Raw genomic sequence first — 16,154 nt, forward strand, 5'->3', positions numbered from 1 at the left:
ATCCACACCAACCTGGCGAACCGAAACAGGCAACCCACCCACAACAGCCTGAACCCAGATCAGACGCCCTCTTAGGGGGCGGTCGAACAGATCCCGTAGGGGGTGCGAGCGCCCCCTGTGGGCCACAACGGGGTGGGCTCCGACGGAATTCCGGGGCCCACCTCCGTCGTGGCGCAGGTGGCGCATGTGGCGCGCACGGTGCCCCCACGCCTCGTGGCGCGCGCCGTTACGCCGCGTGGCGCGCGCCGTTACGTCGTGCCGCGCCCGTTACGTCTTGCCACGCCCCCTCACGCCGCCGGCCAGGGCACCTCCGGCGAGCGGTAGTAGTGGATGCCCAGCGCGTCCCAGCGGGGGCCCTGGGCGGCCAGCCGGACCCGGTAGGAGTCCCAGTCGTGGGCCTCGCGCGGGGACCAGCCCAGCTCCGCGATGCCCGGCAGCCGCGGGAAGGCCATGTACTCGATGTGCGCGGAGGTGGAGAGCGTCTCGGACCACAGCGGCGCCTCGACGCCCCGGATCGCCTCGCCGGGCGCGCCCTGGAGGTAGCTGCCCGGGTCCCAGTCGTACGCCCGCCGGACGCCCACGTAGCCGGCCCAGTTCAGGCCGAGCGGGGTGTCCTTGTCGTACTTCATGTCGAGGTAGGCGCGGTCGGCGGGCGAGAGGATCAGCCCGGTGCCGTTCCGGGCCGCGTCGGTGACCTGCTGCCGCTCGGCCGCGCCGGTGGCGTCGTAGCCCCAGTACTGGGCGAGGGCGCCCTTCGCCGGATGCGCGCCGGTCAGCTGGTGCCAGCCGATCACGGTCTTGCCGTATTTGGCGACCACCGGCTGCACCTTGTCCATGAAGGCGACGTAGTCCGCGTGGCTGGTGGAGTGCGCCTCGTCGCCGCCGATGTGGAGGTACGGGCCCGGGGTGAGCCGGGCGAGCTCGCGGACGACGTCGTCGACGAAGTCGTAGGTCACCTTCTTGGGGACGCACAGCGAGCTGAAACCGACGTGGGTGCCGGTGTAGAGGGGCGGCGCGACGCCGTTGCAGTTGAGGTCGGCGTAGGAGGCCAGTGCGGCGTTGGTGTGGCCCGGCATGTCGATCTCGGGGACGACGGTCAGGTAGCGGTCGGCGGCGTAGCGGACGATCTCGCGGTAGTCGTCCTGGCTGTAGTAGCCGCCCTTGCCGCCGCCGACCTGCGTGGAGCCGCCGTAGGTCGCCAGCCGCGGCCAGGAGCGGATCGCGATCCGCCAGCCCTGGTCGTCGGAGAGGTGCAGATGCAGCTTGTTGATCTTGTACATCGCCAGCTGGTCGATGTAGCGCTTGACCTGGTCGACGGTGAAGAAGTGCCGCGACACGTCGAGCATCGCGCCGCGGTAGCCGTAGCGCGGGGTGTCGGCGATGGTGCCGCCGGCGATCCTCCAGGACCCGGCCTGCGCACGGTGCTCCCCGGCGTCCGGCGGCAGCAGCTGGCGGAGCGTCTGGACGGCGTGGAAGAGACCGGCGGGCCGGCGGGCGCCGATGGTCACCGCGCGGCCGTCCACGCGCAGCCGGTAGCCCTCCGCGCCGAGGTCCGCGGTGCCCGGGCCGCCGAGCCGCAGCACGATGCCGTCGCCGTCCTTGGCGGTGACCGGCAGGGCGCGGCCGGTGGAGGGGCGCAGCAGGCCCGCCAGATAGCCGGCGATCCGCCGCACGTCGCCGGAGCCGCCGGGCACCCGGATGCGGGTGCCGGCGCCGATCGTGTACGGGGTGCCGCCCTCGTGCACCGACGCCGGGGCGGGCACGATGCGGTCGAGGGGGACGGTGGGGGCGGCGGCCCGGGCGGCGGGCGGCGGTGCGGCGGCGGTTCCCAGCGCCGCGGCCACGGTCAGCAGCAGCGGGCCCAGTAGTCTGCGTCGTCTCATCGACGGTCCCTTCGGCGAGCGTCGGGCATGTCATGGCATGGAGCGACCGAGCGGTGACCATGCGTACCGCGAGCCTGGAACGGGGTCAAGGTGTAGACCACTTTCCCGCACCCAAACCGGGTACCTGCCCGATATCGGGCAGATTTCTTGCGAATCTTGGCGGCGCCCCGCAATATCGACGGGTGCTCGAACGCCGGAACCGCGCGGATGCGCCACACGAAGACCTGGTGGACCACCTGGTGCGCAGCACACCGCTGCAGCGCGGTGAGGCCGCCCGGGTGGTGCTGGACGTGCTGGCGTACTTCGACGAGACGACGGAGGAGTTCGTCCGCCGGCGCCATCGGGAGCTGCAGTCCCAGGGGCTGCGGAACGAGGAGATCTTCGAACGGATCCGCCACGAGATGCCGCACCGCGCCGTGGCCCCGCCCGATCTCTCCGCCCGCCAGCTGCGCCGCCTCGTCTACGGCTGACCGGTCCACCGCCGGCCGGGCCACGGCCGGTGTCCGGCAGGCACCGGGCACACCACAACCGACACACGTCTTTCTCGGAGGGTCACTGTATGTGCGGGATCGTCGGATATATCGGCAAACGTGATGTTGCTCCGCTGCTCCTGGAGGGCCTGGCCCGCCTGGAGTACCGCGGTTACGACTCGGCCGGCATCGCCCTCCACGCGAGCGGCACCGGCAAGTCCGCGGGCCTGAAGACCGCCAAGGCCAAGGGCCGGGTCCGGGACCTGGAGGCCCGGCTGCCGAAGCGGTTCGCCGGCACCACCGGCATCGCGCACACCCGCTGGGCCACCCACGGCGCGCCCACCGACGACAACGCCCACCCGCACCTCGACACCGAGGGCAAGGTCGCCGTCGTCCACAACGGCATCATCGACAACGCCGCCGAGCTGCGCGCCCGGCTGACCGCCGACGGCGTCACCTTCGCCTCCGAGACCGACACCGAGGTCCTCGCGCACCTCATCGGCCGCTCCAAGGCCGAGACGCTGGAGGAGAAGGTCCGCGAGGCGCTGCGGCACATCGAGGGCACCTACGGCATCGCCGTGCTGCACTCCGACTTCACCGACCGGATCGTGGTCGCCCGCAACGGCTCCCCGGTCGTGCTCGGCATCGGCGAGCACGAGATGTTCGTCTCGTCCGACGTCGCCGCGCTGGTCTCGCACACCCGCCAGGTCGTCACCCTCGACGACGGCGAGATGGCCACCCTGAAGGCCGACGACTACCGCACGTACACCACCGAGGGCTCGCGGACCACCAGCGCCCCGGAGACGGTCGAGTACGCGGCCGAGTCGTACGACATGGGCGCCCACGACACCTACATGCACAAGGAGATCTCCGAGCAGGCGGACGCGGTGGACCGCGCGCTGCGCGGCCGGATCGACGACCGGTTCTCCACCGTGCACCTCGGCGGCCTCAACCTCGACGCCCGGGAGGCCCGCACCATCCGCCGGGTCAAGATCCTCGGCTGCGGCACCTCGTACCACGCCGGCCAGATCGGCGCGCAGATGATCGAGGAGCTGGCCCGCATCCCCTCGGACGCCGAGCCGGCCTCCGAGTTCCGCTACCGCGACCCGGTCGTGGACCCCGACACGCTCTACGTCGCGGTCTCCCAGTCCGGTGAGACCTACGACGTGCTGGCGGCCGTCCAGGAGCTCAAGCGCAAGGGCGCGCGGGTCCTGGGCCTGGTGAACGTGGTCGGCTCGGCGATCGCCCGGGAGACCGACGGCGGCATCTACGTCCACGCCGGCCCGGAGGTCTGCGTGGTCTCCACCAAGTGCTTCACCAACATGGTGGTCTCCTTCGCGCTGCTCGCCCTGCACCTCGGCCGCATCCGCGACCTGTCCGTCGCGGACGGCAAGCGGATCATCGAGGGCCTGCGCAAGCTGCCCGGCCAGATCGACGAGATCCTCAAGGGCGAGGACGAGATCAAGAAGCTGGCGACGCGCTACGCGGACGCCAAGTCGATGATGTTCATCGGCCGGGTCCGCGGCTACCCGGTGGCCCGGGAGGCGTCCCTGAAGCTCAAGGAGGTCTCCTACATCCACGCCGAGGCGTACCCGGCCTCCGAGCTCAAGCACGGCCCGCTGGCCCTCATCGAGCCCGCCATGCCGACCGTCGCGATCGTCCCGGACGACGACCTGCTGGAGAAGAACCGCGCCGCCCTGGAGGAGATCAAGGCCCGCAGCGGCCGCATCCTGGCCGTCGCGCACCAGGACCAGGAGAAGGCCGACGACACCATCATCGTGCCGAAGAACGAGCCCGAGCTGGACCCGATCCTGATGGGCATCCCGCTCCAACTGCTCGCCTACCACACGGCGTTGGCCCTCGGCCGGGACATCGACAAGCCCCGCAACCTCGCCAAGTCCGTAACGGTCGAGTAGGTCCTCGCCCGTTCCGCCGAAGCGACAATTGAGCAACCCCCGCGGCGAGCAAGCACCTCCGCGGGAGCAGCGCCGGCTTAGGCGCAAAAAGCAGCCGCGTCGCGCGCGTGCCACCATTACGCGCGCGACGCCGCCGCCTCCCCTGTGCCGGCGTCGCCCAAAACGCCGGCGGGATGCCACCGCCTGGGAACCGTCACCTCCCGGCCGGCAGCACGCAGTTGCCGTGCGCGCGGCCGCCGGGCCCGTGTGCGGCGCGCCCACGTGACCGTTTTCTACCCTTCTTTGGCGCACAATCCACCTCTTCGCTTCACAAGAGATGAAGAGTGCGCCGGCCCGGACCGATCCTGACGCCCCCTCAACTGTGCGCGGGAGGCGGGCAGAAGAAGCGATCCGTCAGGGAATCACGATGACCGGGCGCTGCGCCCGGCGGGCCAGCCGTCCGGCGACCGAGCCGAAGATCCGGCCGACGATGCCGTGCGTCGAGCCGACCACGATCGCGTCGGCCTCGTACTCCCGGCCGACCTCCTCCAGCTCGTGGCAGATGTCCCCGCCGCGCTCGACCAGGATCCAGGGCACCTCGGAGAGGTGGTCCGCGCAGGCCAGCTCCAGCCCGAGCACCTCGGTGCGGTGGTCCGGCACGTCGACGAAGACCGGGGGCTCGCAGCCCGCCCAGACCGTCGTCGGGAGCCGGTTGGCGACGTGGACGATGATCAGTCCGGCGCTGTGCCGCCGCGCGATACCGATTGCATACGCCAACGCGCGTTCGCTCGACATGGAGCCGTCGAAGCCGACCACGACGCCGTGCCGGAATGCCGGATCGCAGGAGTGGCGCGTCTTTTCCGCCGCTTCCAGGTCCGCCATCGGATCGGCGACCTGCTTGCGGTCCGCGGGTTCGGGGATTTCGTGACCGGCCATTGATGTCTCGGCGAGGACGTCCTCTTGCGGAGGGGCGAACGGGGAACGGCGATTGACTTGATCCGGCAGTTGACTGAGCTGGCTCGATCGAGGCTCGGGAGCCATAGTTCAAAGAGGAACGATACGACTGGGAATCATCTTCCCAAGCCGATACCCCAAGAGTACGGCGCCACTCCCCCGCTGCCCAGAGCCCGCCGCGGGCACCGGGTGCCCGGACGAGGTGAACGGGGCCTCGAACGTTCCCCGGAGCATGCCGGAGCGTGGCGCGGATGGCAATGCCCCGTCCTGCCCCCGTACGTACCCCTCACGGTGACCCAAGATCGTCGGTGACGTTGTAGTAACAGCCCGCCCGAGGGGAGCACGAGGTGCCGTTGCCGCCCGACAGATCACCCGACCCAGTGAGCGACGTCGTGCGCTGGGGCGCGTTCAGCTGCGCCCTGGTCCCCTTCGTACTGATCATCAGCGGCGCCTCGTGGGCCGGTGCGGCCGGCACCGCCGCCGGTCTGGCCGCGGTGACCTGCGCCTGCCGGGCGCTGTTGCGGCGGTCCGAACGCTCCGCGGCCGGACTCCGCAGACGCGCCGCCGGACGACAACGGGACAGAAGCGGACGTTCTGGGGCGCGGGCGCGCAGGGGCGGGCGGCACATCGAACGGCGTACGCCGGTCGACTGAGGCGTCTGCAAGTCCGCGCACGACCGTTTTCAGCCAACTTCCGGACAGGGCCCGCACCTTGCCCCCGACACCCCCCAACCCCGGTGTGAGCAGGGCGGAAAGGACCGCTGGGCATGGTTGTGTCCTCCTGCGAACGGGCAGAGCCGAGACGCGTACTTCCCTTGCAGGGCCGACGAGTGGAACGCTTCGTGATCGAATGCTTCGCGCCAAGTTGCCATATCGACATACCAGCGGGTGGTGAACTTGGCACTCCATCCTCACGGGACACAGTAGATTCGATCTTGGTAGTGACGGCGGGGGAACTGTGCAGGACCGAGAGGGCGAGACGACCGAGGGGGGCTTAAGTGCCATGAGCCAGGACTCCGCTGCCGTACCAGATGCCGCACGCAAGCTCGCCGCCCGACGGCGCCGCGAAATAGTCGCGGTGCTCCTCTTCAGCGGCGGCCCTATTTTCGAGAGCTCCATTCCGCTCTCGGTCTTCGGCATCGACCGACAGGACGCCGGGGTTCCGAGGTACCGGCTGCTTGTGTGCGCTGGCGAAGATGCGCCTTTGCGCACGACCGGGGGGCTGGAGCTGTCCGCCCCCTACGGGCTGGAGGCGATCTCCCGTGCCGGGACGGTCGTCGTACCGGCCTGGCGTTCCATCACCCAGGCCCCGCCGCCCGCCGCGCTCGACGCGCTGCGCCGGGCGCACGAAGAAGGGGCCAGGATCGTCGGGCTGTGCACGGGGGCGTTCGTCCTCGCCGCGGCCGGACTGCTCGACGGCCGACCGGCCACGACCCACTGGATGTACGCGCCGACGCTCGCCAAGCGTTATCCGTCCGTCCACGTCGACCCGCGGGAGCTGTTCGTCGATGACGGCGACGTGCTGACCTCCGCGGGCACCGCCGCCGGCATCGACCTGTGCCTGCACATCGTCCGCACCGACCACGGCGCGGACGCCGCGAACGCGCTGGCCCGCCGGCTGGTGGTGCCGCCCCGGCGGACCGCCTCCGACCTCGGTCACCAGCGCTACCTGGACAGGTCATTACCGGAGGAGATCGGCGCCGACCCGCTCGCCGAGGTCGTCGCCTGGGCGCTGGAGCACCTCCACGAGCAGTTCGACGTGGAGACGCTCGCCGCGCGCGCCTACATGAGCCGGCGCACCTTCGACCGGCGGTTCCGTTCCCTCACCGGGAGCGCGCCGCTGCAGTGGCTGATCACCCAGCGGGTGCTGCAGGCCCAGCGGCTGCTGGAGACCTCCGACTATTCGGTGGACGAGGTCGCCGGCCGCTGCGGGTTCCGGTCGCCGGTCGCGCTGCGCGGCCACTTCCGGCGCCAGCTGGGGGCCTCGCCGGCCGCCTACCGCGCGGCCTACCGCGCACGCCGGCCGCAGAACGGTGCGCCCGAGCCCGCGCTCAGACCCGAGCGGGCCGAGCGGGCCGAGCGGCCGGAGCGCGAGCGGGCGGCGCTAGGGGCGGGTGCGGGGTTCTCCGCGTCCGCGCTGGCCGGTCACGGCCTGGCGGAGGCGGCCGAGGCGGCCAAACCGACCTCGGACCCCTACGCCCCCCGGATGCCGGAGACCGCGGTCGGCCGGGCTGCGGGCCGCCCCGTGCTCCCCGGACAGCGCGAGCGCCCCGTAGGGTGAGATGTATGAACGATCGCATGGTGTGGATCGACTGCGAGATGACCGGTCTCTCGCTGGCGAACGACGCGCTCATCGAGGTGGCCGCACTGGTCACCGACTCGGAGCTGAATGTGCTGGGCGAGGGGGTGGATGTGGTGATCCGCCCCCCGGCCGAGGCGCTGCGCACCATGCCGGAGGTGGTGCGCCAGATGCACACCGCCTCCGGGCTGCTGGCGGAGCTGGACGGCGGAACGACGCTGGAGGCGGCCGAGGCGCAGGTGCTGGCGTACATCAGGCAGCATGTGCCGGAGCCGGGGAAGGCGCCGCTGTGCGGCAATTCCGTCGGCACCGACCGTGGCTTCCTGCTGCGCGACATGCCGGCGCTGGAGAGCCATCTCCATTACCGGATCGTCGATGTGTCGTCCGTGAAGGAGCTGGCCCGGCGCTGGTTCCCGCGGGCCTACTTCAACAGTCCGGACAAGAACGGCAACCACCGGGCGCTGGCGGACATCCGTGAATCCATCGCGGAGCTGCGCTACTACCGGGAGGCGGTCTTCGTGCCGCAGCCCGGCCCCGACTCGGACACCGCGAAGGCCATCGCCGCCAAGCACGTACTGCCGGCCGAGCCGTCACCGGCCGCCGCGCCGCCGGTGACGCCGCAGTCGGTGCCGCCGGTGACGCCGCAGTCCGCGCCGTCGTCGTGATCCACCCCGGGCCGTCTTCCGGGTCGTCGCCGCAGCCGCGGTGACGACCCGGAAGACACGCCCACGCTCCCCCGGCCGGAAACCTGGGCGCGAGCACCCCTCCGGACCCTGTACACTTTTTCTCAGCCGGTGGGGAAAAAGAACCACACAGCACCGGTCATGGTGGGTATAGCTCAGCTGGTAGAGCACCTGGTTGTGGTCCAGGATGTCGCGGGTTCAAGTCCCGTTACTCACCCCACTGAAAGGCCCCCGACCTCTGGTCGGGGGCCTTCGTGTTGTCCGGGCAGCGGCGGCGAGCCGCTCAGTAGCCGACGGTGAAGCGCTCGCCGATGTGCCGGGGCCGCTCGATCTCGTCGACGAGGGCGACCGCGTAGTCCTCGGCGGAGATCCGGCTCTCGCCCCCGGCGTCGGTGATCAGGTCGTCGGTGGCGGTGCGGTAGGTGCCGGTGCGCTCGCCGGGCGCGATGGTGGCGGCCGGGCTGAGGTTGGTCCAGCGGACGTCGGAGACGGAGCGGTAGAGGTCCAGCGCGTCGCCGTGCGCGTGCTTGATCTGGAGCAGGAACTCCGGCAGGCCCTCGGCGTCCCAGACCTGCTTGCCGTCCGGCGTACGGAGCGAGCCGGCGCCGCCGACCGCGATCAGCCGGGGCGCCGCCGCGCCGAGGGAGCGCAGGCCGGCGACGAGGGACTCGGCGGCGGGCCCGATCGTGGCGAGGTGCCCCGGGCCGTCGCCGCCGCCGACCGCGCTGACCACGACGTCCTTGCCCTCGGCGACCGCGGCGACGGAGGCCGGGTCGAGGACGTCCCCGGTGGTCACGGTCAGGGCCGGGTGGCTCGTGGTGAGCTTCGCCGGATCGCGGACGACCGCGGTGACCTGGTGACCGCGCCGCAGCGCCTCGTCGAGGACGCGGCTGCCGATCGTGCCGGTGGCGCCGTAGAGAGCGATCGTGGACATGGTGGATCTCCCAGCTGTGCGGTGCGACCGGGCTGAGCCGGTCGAGGGGGGCGGGTCCTTGAGGGACTTCCGTTTTCCGTCAGCGGTCTCGCTGACCTCTCCTACGCTAGGGCCGCCGGCGGGGGATTCCGGGGTAGCGAAGGGACCGGGGATGGTCAGAAAGCGACAGGGGGGCGGGGAGCCGGTTCCGGAGATCCGGGAGGTGGCGTTCTCCGCGCCGGCCGGGCGGCCGTCGGGTGTGGAGGTGCTGACCCTGGCCGAGCTGCGGGAGCGGGCGGACGCCTGCCAACTGGCCACCCCGCACCGGCCCGGCTTCCACCATCTGCTGCTGCTCGACCGCGGCCGGCTGGTGCACAGCGTCGACTTCCGCGAGCACGTACTCGCCCAGGGTGATCTGCTGTGGTCGCGCCCCGGGCAGGTGCAGCACTTCGGCGATCTCACGGGCGCGGAGGGGCGGCTGGTGCTCTTCGAGGCGGGCTTCCTGGACCCGGCGACCGCGGCCGCCGCCCGGATCGAGGACTGGTACGGACCGCCCGTACGGCATCCGCGGGGTGCGGCGGCGCGCCGGATGGCCGCGGCGATGGACCAGCTGCACCAGGAGTTCGGGGCGCTGGGCGGGCTGCCGCTGGAGGTCCATCTGGAGGTGCTGCGGCATCTGCTGGCCGTACTGGTGCTGCGGGCCGCGCACCCGGACGAGGCGGCCGGGGAGGCGGGGAGCTGCCCTGCGGGTGAGACGTATCTGCGGTTCCGGGACGCGGTGGAGCGGGGGTTCACCCGCAGCCGGCGGGTCGCCGACTACGCCCGTGCGCTGGGGTACGCGCCGCGCACCCTGTCCCGGGCCACCGAGGCCACCGCCGGGGTCGGGGCGAAGGAGTTCATCGACCGCCGGGTGGTGCTGGAGGCCAAGCGGCTGCTGGCGCACGGCGATCAGTCCGCGGCCCGGATCGCGGACCGGCTGGGCTTCGCCGACGCCACGAACTTCAGCAAGTTCTTCCAGCGCCGGACGGGCCGCACCCCGATCGCCTTCCGGGACGCGGTGCGGGGCGGGGCGCAGCGGGTGGGGGGAGGCCCGCTGCGCCCCGCGTGAAGGTGTCTCCTCCGTCAGCCCGGCGGGATCAAGGAGACACCCCCGAGGGGCGGTGGTCCGGGTCGGTCGAGGGGCCGGACCGCCGGTGGGGGTCAGCCGGTGTAGGCGCCGAAGGCCTTGGTGAAGTCCAGCGGGCGCTGTGCGATGGAGCTGCAGGTCGGCTGGGCGGAGTTCGACCCGCCGCCCGCGCAGGCCTTGTCGCGGGTCGCGGACCACATCGACAGCCAGGCCAGGTGCTTGCTCTTGGCGAACGTCACCAGCTGGGTGGCGTCGTCGACCTTGAAGACCTCGCTCTGGACGTCGTTGACGCCGATCATCGGGGTCACCGCGACGGTCTTCCAGGCGGCCGCGTCGCCGAGGCCGAGGGCCTTCTTGAGCTGGCCCTGGGTGGCGGTGGCGGCCTGGGTGGCGTACGTGCCCATGTCGCCGTTGTAGGAGGAGCCGTAGTCCATCGCCATGATGTTGACGGCGGAGATCTTCACGCCGTTCTTCTTGGCGTCGGCGACCAGGTTCACGCCGTCCTGGGTCAGGCCCTCGGGCATGACCGGCAGGGTGAAGGAGACGTCCAGGCCCGGGTGGCTCTTCTGGAGGCGGGCGACGGCCTGGGCGCGGCGGGTGTTGGCGGCCGTGTCGGGCAGCGCGCCGCCCTCGATGTCGAAGTCGACCCGGGTGAGCTTGAACCGGTCGATGACCTTGCCGTACGCGGCGGCCAGCTGGTCGGCGGAGGTGCAGGCGACGCCGAGCTCGGAGCCGTTGGCGCCGCCGAAGGAGACCCGGACGTCGCCGCCGGCCTTGCGCAGCGCGGGTATCTGCTTCGCCACCGGGTCGCTGCCGAGGTCCACCGAGCCGCCCCACTTCGGCGTACACCCGCCGCCGGAGGTGATGAAGGCCAGGTTGAAGTTCTTCACGCCGGTCTTCCGGGCGGTGCCGGCCAGGTCGTAGGCGGGCGTCAGGGAGGTGTCGACGTACGGGGCGAAGCCGGCCGCGGCCTTGGTGCCGGCGGGGCGCGGGGCCTTTTCGGCGAGTGCCGCGCCGGCGACGGCGAACGCGCCGCCGGCCGCGACCGCGGCGGCCGTGCCGGTGAGGATCAGCTGGGTGGTACGGCTCTTGCGCCGGCGGTGTGCGGAGGAACTCATCTGGTCCTGCCTGTCGTCACGTGGGGGGTGGCTGGGGGTGCACCGGGGGAAGTCGGTGTGCCCCGCACGCTAGCGACAGCGAAACGGACAAATGCCGGGATCCGTACGGACGTTGGTGGAATTATGGCGGCCTTAAGGAAGCGGAAGGCGGTGGTTAAGACCACCGGCCTATGCCCCGTGCCGGGCGCTCAGGAACCGGTGCGGGCGGCCCGCCGGCCGCCGGTGCGCAGCCTGCGGCGCAGCCGGTGGCCGCGGCGGGTGCCCTGCGGGCCGCGCCGGCCGTCCAGGGCGAGCCAGACGCGTACCTCGGTGCCGCCGAGGACGGAGCGGCCGATGCGGACGTCGCCGCCGGTGGACTCGGCCAGCCGGCGCACGATGTCCAGCCCGAGGCCGGTGGAGCCTTCTCCGCCGCCGCCGTGGCCGCGGCGCAGGGCCGCCTCGGGGTCGGCGATGCCCGGTCCGGCGTCGGAGACCAGCACGATCACCGCGTCCTCGGCGTTGTGGACGTCGACGGCGAAGGCGGTGCCCTCGGGGGTGTGCCGGAAGACGTTGCCGAGCATCGCGTCGAGGGCGGCGGCGAGGTCGGGGCGGGCGACCGGGACGCGGACCGGGCGGTCGGCGCCGGCGACGCGGGCGGTGCGGCCCTCGTCCTCGGCGAGCGCGGACCAGAAGGCCATCCGCTCGCGGATCACCTCGGCGGCGTCGCAGCCGGCCGCGGCCGCCGCCTGCTGGGTGAGCGCCTTCTGTTCGCGGGCGGTGCGGATGATCTGGTCGACCTCGCGCTCCAGTTGGGCGACGGCGGAGCGGGTCTGTTCGGCGGCCGGGGTGTCGCCGAGGGAGGCGGCGTTGAGCCGGAGGACGGTGAGCGGGGTGCGCAGCCGGTGCGAGAGGTCGGCGGCCAACTCACGCTCGTTGGCGAGGAGTTGGACGACCTGGTCGGCCATGGAGTTGAAGGCGGTGGCCGCGGCCCGCAGTTCCTTGGGGCCGTCCTCCTGGACACGGACGCCGAGCTGGCCGTGGCCGAGGTCGTGGGCGGCGCCGGCGAGGCGTTCGGCGGGGCGCACCATCCGGGTGCCGAGCCGGTCGGCGACCGCGACCGAGCCGATGATCAGCGCCAGTCCGACGCCGGCCAGCACGACCCAGGAGGTGGTGACGCCGTTGGTGAGGGCGTCGTCCGGGACGAACACCTCGACGACGGCGATGCCGGAGGCCACGGCGGTGGGCTGGAGCAGCGAAGTGCCGCCGGGGACCGGGGAGATGGAGGCCCGGCCGAGCTTGGCGGCGGCGGCCACGTCGGCGGGGGCGGCGCGCCGGGTGCCTATTTCGGCGGGGGTGCCGTTCTTGCCGCTCGCCGGGACGTGGACCCCGATGCGGCCGCCGGCGCCGGTCTCGGCGCTGGCCACGGCCCGTTCCAGCTGGGTGCGGTCGGTGGTGATGGCGAGCACCGGGCCGATCGTGGCGGCCTGCCGCTCGGCGCTTCCGTAGGCGCGGTCGCTGGCCATCTCCTTGACGACGAGTCCGAGGGGCACGGCGAACGCCACCACGACCATCGTGGTGACCGCCAGTGCGACCTTGACCAGGGCCCACCTCACAGCGCGCGGCCCTTCATCGCGGTGGCTCCAGCTTCACGCCGACACCGCGCAGGGTGTGCAGATAGCGGGGCTTGGCCGCGGTTTCGCCCAGTTTGCGGCGGAGCCAGGAGAGATGGACGTCGATGGTCTGGTCGTCGCCGTAGGACTGCTGCCAGACCTCGGCGAGCAGTTCCTTGCGGGGGACGACGACGCCGGGCCGCCCGGCGAGGAACGCCAGCAGGTCGAACTCCCGGCGGGTGAGGTCCAGTGCCGCGCCGTCGAGTTCGGCCTGGCGGCGCAGCGGGTCGATGGACAGCCCGCCGACCCGGATCACCCGTGAGGGGGGTTCCGCGCCGGCCGCACCGGCCCGGGAGCGGCGCAGTACGGCCGCCATCCGCGCCGAGAGGTGCTCGACGGAGAACGGTTTGGTGAGGTAGTCGTCGGCGCCGTCGTTCAGCAGCCGCACGATGTCGGCCTCGTCGTCCCGGGCGGTGGCGATGATCACCGGGACGTCGGTGATGCCGCGCAGCATCTTCAGCGCCTCACCGCCGTCCAGGTCGGGCAGGCCCAGGTCGAGGATGACCACGTCGAAACCGACGTGTGCCACCTCGCGCAGCGCCTCCAGGGCGGTGCCGACGCTGCGTACCGTATGGGCCGCCTCGGTCAGATGCCGGATGAGGGCCGAGCGTACGAACTGGTCGTCCTCGACCACGAGCACACGTGCCATGGGCGGCACCGTACGCCATCCGGGGGACGGTTCTTTACCGGAGGTTGACGCCGGGTCGGTGCGTTCGGCCCGCTCCCACGGGCTGCGACGGGGGTGGCCGGTGGTGCAGTATGAGCCGAATGCAACGAGGACTGGTTCACGCGGCGGCCTGGACGCTGGCGACCGGCGCCGCGGTCACGCTGTCGTGGTTCGGCGTGCACACCGTGCTGTCCGGCACCGCGTACGACGCGCCGCGCGCGCTGCCCCTTTCCGACCAGGTGGCCTCCTCGGGGGCGCAGGCCGACGGCGGCGGAACGCCCCGCGCCTCCTCCACGCACCGCCCCAGACCGTCCACCCCCGCCCCCCGGCCGTCCGCCACCGGCCCGTCGTCGGCGCCCTCGCACACCGGCAGCACCCGCGCGCAGCGCCCGCCCACCACGGCGCCGGGCGACGGCACGTACGGAGCCTCCGACGGCCGGGTCAGGAGCTACGCCACCTCGGGCGGCCGGGTGGTCTTCGATCTGGGCGGCTCCGCGGCCGAGTTGGTGTCGGCGACGCCGAACTCGGGCTGGGAGATGCAGGTGTGGAAGCAGCAGGGGTGGATCCGGGTGGACTTCACGGGCGGCGGCGGGCACACCTCGGTGATCTGCACCTGGAACGGCCATCCGCCGACGGTGGAGACCAGCAACAACGCGACGTGAGCCGGCCCGGCCGCCCGCGGGCCCCGCTCAGCTGAAGGTGCCGGCCGGCGGGGCCGGGGACGCGACGGCCGTGGCGTCGGTGACCGGGACCGCGCCGCCGGTGAAGTCGGCCAGCGCCCTGCCGTGTTCGACCCGTCCGGTCTGCGGGTCGGTGGCCGCGCGGCGGGTCAGCTCGGCGACCGGGAGGGCGGTGTCGGCGGCCAGCAGGACGGCGTTGCCGAAGCGCTTGCCGCGCAGCACCGCGGGGTCGGCGATCAGGCAGAGCTCGGGGAAGACCGTGTGCACGGTGGCGATCTGGCCGCGCAGGAACGAAAGCGGCGGGCCGTCGGCGAGGTTGGCCGCGTAATGGCCGCCGGGGCCGAGCGCGCGGCGGACGTCCGCGACGAACTCGGTGCTGGTGAGGTGCGCGGGGGTGCGGGCCCCGCGGAAGACGTCGGCGATGACCAGGTCGGCCCAGCCGTCCGGGACCTTCGCCAGGCCCGCGCGGGCGTCGCCGCCGCGTATCCGTATCCGCCAGGTGCGGTCCCACGGCAGCTGCCGGCGGACGAACTCCACCAGCGGGGTGTCGATCTCCACGGCCTGCTGGGTGGAGCGCGGCCGGGTCGCGGCGATGTAGCGGGCGAGGGTCAGCGCGCCGCCGCCCAGGTGGACCACGCGCAGCGGCTGTCCGGGCGGTGCGGCGAGATCGGCGATGTGGCCGAGCCGCCGCTGGTACGAGAAGTCCAGGCGCCGCGGGTCGTCGAGGTCCACGTGGGACTGCGGGGCGCCGTCGAGGAGCAGGGTCCAGCCGCGCGGCCGGTCCCGGTCGGGCCGCAGCTCGGCGAGCCCGCCGTCCACCGTCTCGGTGACGGTCTCCACGCCGCCGCGCCCGCGCCTGCTCTTCGCCATGCGCTCAAGTATCGCCGGTGCCCCCGAGGACTCCGACGCAGGTCGGGCGAGGCGGACGGTGGAGAGGAGGGAGTGGCGGACCACCCGAGACCGAAGTCAGGGGAGGTCCGCCAACTGCACCACGACCCGGGCCGGTCCGAGGTCCGTCCGGACCGGCCGACGGATCACCTGTTGATACAGACGTTCCCGAACGTCGGGTTCAGCAGCGCGAGGATGTTGATGCTGTTGCCGCAGATGTTGATCGGGATGTTGATCGGAACCTGGACGTTGTTACCGCTCAGGAAGCCCGGGGAGTGCGCAGCGCCGCCATATGCGTTGGCACCACCGTGGTGGCCGTAGACGAAGCCACGGTGGTCGTAACGCTCGATGTGACGACCGTGGTGGTGGTGGCGGTGGTGGCCGTGGCGGCCGTTGTGGCCGTTGTGGCCGTCCCCGCTGGCGGATGCCATCCCTGCGCCGCTGAGCACCAGCGCGCAGCTGGTCGTGGCCATTGCGGCGGTCTTGATAAACCGCTTCATCCCATTCTCCTTTCAGTTCGCGAATGGGGCACCGGTCACAACGAACGAAATACGTCAAAGACGCGGGCGTCCACCCCTGCGGGGACTGGTTAACCCTATTGGCATAAAGATCGTTCCGCCATTTCAGTGCGGCATTCCGCCGTTCGGGATCACCGGATCCGCACCGGGCGTGCCTGCCGTGGTTTCCAACATGATTTCTGTCAGAGTGCTCTCCTGTTTGACTGATAGACGTCGGAGAGGAAGACATGCGGAAGTCGATGGACCGCACCGGGCGCGGCCTCGTGTGCGCGCCGGCGGCATTGGCATGGCCGGCCGCCCTGCGGTCCGGCGGTGACCGGCTCACTTTCCGCTTCTCCGCGCACCGGCCGGGATATCTGCCCGACGCGCTCTTCGTGCAGACCGATACCCGGCGCTGAGCGGCGCGCTGCGG

General features: G+C 72.2%; 15 protein-coding genes, 1 tRNA gene and 1 pseudogene. 9 read left to right on the top strand and 8 right to left on the bottom strand.

From position 1 onward, the window contains the following. Positions 1-287: 287 nt before the first annotated feature. Entirely contained in the window at positions 288-1,883 is a 1,596-nt protein-coding gene (locus tag AB0E02_RS33880) for a beta-N-acetylhexosaminidase (RefSeq protein WP_362146803.1), read from the bottom strand. A 182-nt stretch (positions 1,884-2,065) separates the two neighbouring features. Between AB0E02_RS33880 and AB0E02_RS33885 the strand changes: the two genes are divergently transcribed. Further along, a complete protein-coding gene (locus AB0E02_RS33885) occupies positions 2,066-2,353 on the top strand; it encodes a hypothetical protein (protein ID WP_030414050.1) in 288 nt (95 codons plus the stop codon). Between the two features lie 89 nt (positions 2,354-2,442). Next, on the top strand, positions 2,443-4,269 hold the full coding sequence (gene glmS / locus AB0E02_RS33890; protein ID WP_362146808.1) for a glutamine--fructose-6-phosphate transaminase (isomerizing): 1,827 nt from the start codon (positions 2,443-2,445) through the stop codon (positions 4,267-4,269). 393 nt (positions 4,270-4,662) lie between these two features. Here glmS and AB0E02_RS33895 read toward each other — a convergent pair whose 3' ends face one another. After that, positions 4,663-5,184, bottom strand: a complete 522-nt coding sequence (locus tag AB0E02_RS33895) for a universal stress protein (RefSeq protein ID WP_030414048.1) — start codon at positions 5,182-5,184, stop codon at positions 4,663-4,665. A 398-nt stretch (positions 5,185-5,582) separates the two neighbouring features. Between AB0E02_RS33895 and AB0E02_RS33900 the strand changes: the two genes are divergently transcribed. The 4 genes from AB0E02_RS33900 (at position 5,583) to AB0E02_RS33915 (ending at position 8,403) form a co-directional block, all read left to right on the top strand. Next, positions 5,583-5,855 (top strand): hypothetical protein, encoded by a 273-nt coding sequence (locus tag AB0E02_RS33900; RefSeq protein ID WP_362146812.1) that lies wholly within the window; start codon positions 5,583-5,585, stop codon positions 5,853-5,855. Positions 5,856-6,204: 349 nt separating this feature from the next. Further along, on the top strand, positions 6,205-7,482 hold the full coding sequence (locus AB0E02_RS33905) for a helix-turn-helix domain-containing protein (RefSeq protein WP_362146815.1): 1,278 nt from the start codon (positions 6,205-6,207) through the stop codon (positions 7,480-7,482). Positions 7,483-7,487: 5 nt separating this feature from the next. Then, positions 7,488-8,165: an oligoribonuclease gene (gene orn, locus AB0E02_RS33910; protein ID WP_362146818.1), complete on the top strand. Its 678-nt coding sequence runs from the start codon at positions 7,488-7,490 to the stop codon at positions 8,163-8,165. Between the two features lie 162 nt (positions 8,166-8,327). After that, a tRNA-His gene (locus tag AB0E02_RS33915) sits at positions 8,328-8,403 on the top strand. Positions 8,404-8,466: 63 nt separating this feature from the next. Here the strand turns inward: AB0E02_RS33915 and AB0E02_RS33920 are convergent. Then, positions 8,467-9,117, bottom strand: a complete 651-nt coding sequence (locus tag AB0E02_RS33920) for an NAD(P)H-binding protein (protein WP_362146821.1) — start codon at positions 9,115-9,117, stop codon at positions 8,467-8,469. 151 nt (positions 9,118-9,268) lie between these two features. On the opposite strand from AB0E02_RS33920, the gene AB0E02_RS33925 reads away from it, so the two are divergent. Next, positions 9,269-10,204 (top strand): AraC family transcriptional regulator, encoded by a 936-nt coding sequence (locus AB0E02_RS33925; RefSeq protein WP_362146824.1) that lies wholly within the window; start codon positions 9,269-9,271, stop codon positions 10,202-10,204. A gap of 92 nt (positions 10,205-10,296) precedes the next feature. Here the strand turns inward: AB0E02_RS33925 and AB0E02_RS33930 are convergent. From AB0E02_RS33930 to AB0E02_RS33940, 3 genes and pseudogenes are all read right to left on the bottom strand, one after another. Continuing rightward, positions 10,297-11,202, bottom strand: a pseudogene (locus tag AB0E02_RS33930) (chitinase); the annotation flags it as partial. Between the two features lie 326 nt (positions 11,203-11,528). Next, complete coding sequence (locus AB0E02_RS33935; RefSeq protein ID WP_362146827.1) at positions 11,529-12,932, bottom strand: HAMP domain-containing sensor histidine kinase; 1,404 nt, start codon at positions 12,930-12,932, stop codon at positions 11,529-11,531. 13 nt (positions 12,933-12,945) lie between these two features. Continuing rightward, complete coding sequence (locus tag AB0E02_RS33940) at positions 12,946-13,638, bottom strand: response regulator transcription factor (protein ID WP_030414041.1); 693 nt, start codon at positions 13,636-13,638, stop codon at positions 12,946-12,948. A gap of 110 nt (positions 13,639-13,748) precedes the next feature. Here AB0E02_RS33940 and AB0E02_RS33945 point away from each other — a divergent pair, with 110 nt between their 5' ends. Next, complete coding sequence (locus AB0E02_RS33945) at positions 13,749-14,318, top strand: hypothetical protein (RefSeq protein WP_362146831.1); 570 nt, start codon at positions 13,749-13,751, stop codon at positions 14,316-14,318. A gap of 27 nt (positions 14,319-14,345) precedes the next feature. Here AB0E02_RS33945 and AB0E02_RS33950 read toward each other — a convergent pair whose 3' ends face one another. Both AB0E02_RS33950 and AB0E02_RS33955 read right to left on the bottom strand, forming a co-directional pair. After that, on the bottom strand, positions 14,346-15,206 hold the full coding sequence (locus AB0E02_RS33950) for a fused MFS/spermidine synthase (protein ID WP_362146834.1): 861 nt from the start codon (positions 15,204-15,206) through the stop codon (positions 14,346-14,348). 164 nt (positions 15,207-15,370) lie between these two features. Then, positions 15,371-15,724 (bottom strand): chaplin, encoded by a 354-nt coding sequence (locus AB0E02_RS33955; RefSeq protein ID WP_362146837.1) that lies wholly within the window; start codon positions 15,722-15,724, stop codon positions 15,371-15,373. A gap of 245 nt (positions 15,725-15,969) precedes the next feature. Between AB0E02_RS33955 and AB0E02_RS33960 the strand changes: the two genes are divergently transcribed. Next, positions 15,970-16,140 carry a hypothetical protein gene (locus AB0E02_RS33960; protein WP_362146839.1) on the top strand — a complete coding sequence of 57 codons (171 nt, stop codon included), beginning with the start codon at positions 15,970-15,972 and terminating at the stop codon, positions 16,138-16,140. The last annotated feature ends 14 nt before the right edge of the window (positions 16,141-16,154 follow it).

Source organism: Streptomyces sp. NPDC048196 (assembly GCF_040652715.1).
GTDB classification, from domain to species: domain Bacteria; phylum Actinomycetota; class Actinomycetes; order Streptomycetales; family Streptomycetaceae; genus Streptomyces; species Streptomyces siderophoricus.

Bases quoted from the DNA above. Each gene is read 5' to 3' on its own strand.
- AB0E02_RS33880 (WP_362146803.1), bottom strand. From the start codon at position 1,883: ATGAGACGACGCAGACTACTGGGCCCGCTGCTGCTGACCGTGGCCGCG.
- glmS (WP_362146808.1), top strand. From the start codon at position 2,443: ATGTGCGGGATCGTCGGATATATCGGCAAACGTGATGTTGCTCCGCTG.
- AB0E02_RS33895 (WP_030414048.1), bottom strand. From the start codon at position 5,184: ATGGCCGGTCACGAAATCCCCGAACCCGCGGACCGCAAGCAGGTCGCC.
- AB0E02_RS33905 (WP_362146815.1), top strand. From the start codon at position 6,205: ATGAGCCAGGACTCCGCTGCCGTACCAGATGCCGCACGCAAGCTCGCC.
- orn (WP_362146818.1), top strand. From the start codon at position 7,488: ATGAACGATCGCATGGTGTGGATCGACTGCGAGATGACCGGTCTCTCG.
- AB0E02_RS33920 (WP_362146821.1), bottom strand. From the start codon at position 9,117: ATGTCCACGATCGCTCTCTACGGCGCCACCGGCACGATCGGCAGCCGC.
- AB0E02_RS33925 (WP_362146824.1), top strand. From the start codon at position 9,269: ATGGTCAGAAAGCGACAGGGGGGCGGGGAGCCGGTTCCGGAGATCCGG.
- AB0E02_RS33940 (WP_030414041.1), bottom strand. From the start codon at position 13,638: ATGGCACGTGTGCTCGTGGTCGAGGACGACCAGTTCGTACGCTCGGCC.
- AB0E02_RS33945 (WP_362146831.1), top strand. From the start codon at position 13,749: ATGAGCCGAATGCAACGAGGACTGGTTCACGCGGCGGCCTGGACGCTG.
- AB0E02_RS33950 (WP_362146834.1), bottom strand. From the start codon at position 15,206: ATGGCGAAGAGCAGGCGCGGGCGCGGCGGCGTGGAGACCGTCACCGAG.
- AB0E02_RS33955 (WP_362146837.1), bottom strand. From the start codon at position 15,724: ATGAAGCGGTTTATCAAGACCGCCGCAATGGCCACGACCAGCTGCGCG.
- AB0E02_RS33960 (WP_362146839.1), top strand. From the start codon at position 15,970: ATGCGGAAGTCGATGGACCGCACCGGGCGCGGCCTCGTGTGCGCGCCG.